General features: G+C 53.4%; 1 rRNA gene. It reads right to left on the bottom strand.

Annotated features, from left to right (window positions below):
* Window positions 1–62: 62 nt before the first annotated feature.
* A 16S ribosomal RNA gene (locus ACFQW4_RS23595) occupies window positions 63–1,602 on the bottom strand.
* Window positions 1,603–1,711: the final 109 nt, after the last annotated feature.

Raw genomic sequence — 1,711 nt, 5'->3', positions numbered from 1 at the left:
TTCTTCTCGTTACTTTCTATCAGACAATCTGTGTGAGCACTTCGCGGGAAGGTATCTTCAGGTAAGGAGGTGATCCAACCGCAGGTTCCCCTACGGTTACCTTGTTACGACTTCACCCCAGTCATGAATCACAAAGTGGTAAGCGCCCTCCCGAAGGTTAAGCTACCTACTTCTTTTGCAACCCACTCCCATGGTGTGACGGGCGGTGTGTACAAGGCCCGGGAACGTATTCACCGTAGCATTCTGATCTACGATTACTAGCGATTCCGACTTCACGGAGTCGAGTTGCAGACTCCGATCCGGACTACGACGCACTTTATGAGGTCCGCTTGCTCTCGCGAGGTCGCTTCTCTTTGTATGCGCCATTGTAGCACGTGTGTAGCCCTACTCGTAAGGGCCATGATGACTTGACGTCATCCCCACCTTCCTCCAGTTTATCACTGGCAGTCTCCTTTGAGTTCCCGGCCGAACCGCTGGCAACAAAGGATAAGGGTTGCGCTCGTTGCGGGACTTAACCCAACATTTCACAACACGAGCTGACGACAGCCATGCAGCACCTGTCTCAGAGTTCCCGAAGGCACCAAAGCATCTCTGCTAAGTTCTCTGGATGTCAAGAGTAGGTAAGGTTCTTCGCGTTGCATCGAATTAAACCACATGCTCCACCGCTTGTGCGGGCCCCCGTCAATTCATTTGAGTTTTAACCTTGCGGCCGTACTCCCCAGGCGGTCGACTTAACGCGTTAGCTCCGGAAGCCACTCCTCAAGGGAACAACCTCCAAGTCGACATCGTTTACGGCGTGGACTACCAGGGTATCTAATCCTGTTTGCTCCCCACGCTTTCGCACCTGAGCGTCAGTCTTTGTCCAGGGGGCCGCCTTCGCCACCGGTATTCCTCCAGATCTCTACGCATTTCACCGCTACACCTGGAATTCTACCCCCCTCTACAAGACTCCAGCCTGCCAGTTTCGAATGCAGTTCCCAGGTTAAGCCCGGGGATTTCACATCCGACTTGACAGACCGCCTGCGTGCGCTTTACGCCCAGTAATTCCGATTAACGCTTGCACCCTCCGTATTACCGCGGCTGCTGGCACGGAGTTAGCCGGTGCTTCTTCTGCGGGTAACGTCAATCGGTGAAGCTATTAACTTCACCGCCTTCCTCCCCGCTGAAAGTACTTTACAACCCGAAGGCCTTCTTCATACACGCGGCATGGCTGCATCAGGCTTGCGCCCATTGTGCAATATTCCCCACTGCTGCCTCCCGTAGGAGTCTGGACCGTGTCTCAGTTCCAGTGTGGCTGGTCATCCTCTCAGACCAGCTAGGGATCGTCGCCTAGGTGAGCCATTACCCCACCTACTAGCTAATCCCATCTGGGCACATCCGATGGTGTGAGGCCCGAAGGTCCCCCACTTTGGTCTTGCGACGTTATGCGGTATTAGCTACCGTTTCCAGTAGTTATCCCCCTCCATCGGGCAGTTTCCCAGACGTTACTCACCCGTCCGCCACTCGTCACCCGAGAGCAAGCTCTCTGTGCTACCGTTCGACTTGCATGTGTTAGGCCTGCCGCCAGCGTTCAATCTGAGCCATGATCAAACTCTTCAATTTAAGTTTGATTTGCTGAAACCAGTTCAGCGGTGCTCATCTGTAAAACGTCATAATGAATTTCATTATGTGTTCACTCGTGAGGCTTTGATATTTTTTTGCGTCCGGAGAC

Origin of the sequence: Pantoea sp. GCM10028869 (assembly GCF_042666835.1) — a bacterium.
Classification (GTDB): Bacteria; Pseudomonadota; Gammaproteobacteria; order Enterobacterales; family Enterobacteriaceae; genus Pantoea; species Pantoea leporis.
Note: the sequence above shows the minus strand (reverse complement) of the source record. Positions and strands in the feature narration are given on the sequence as shown.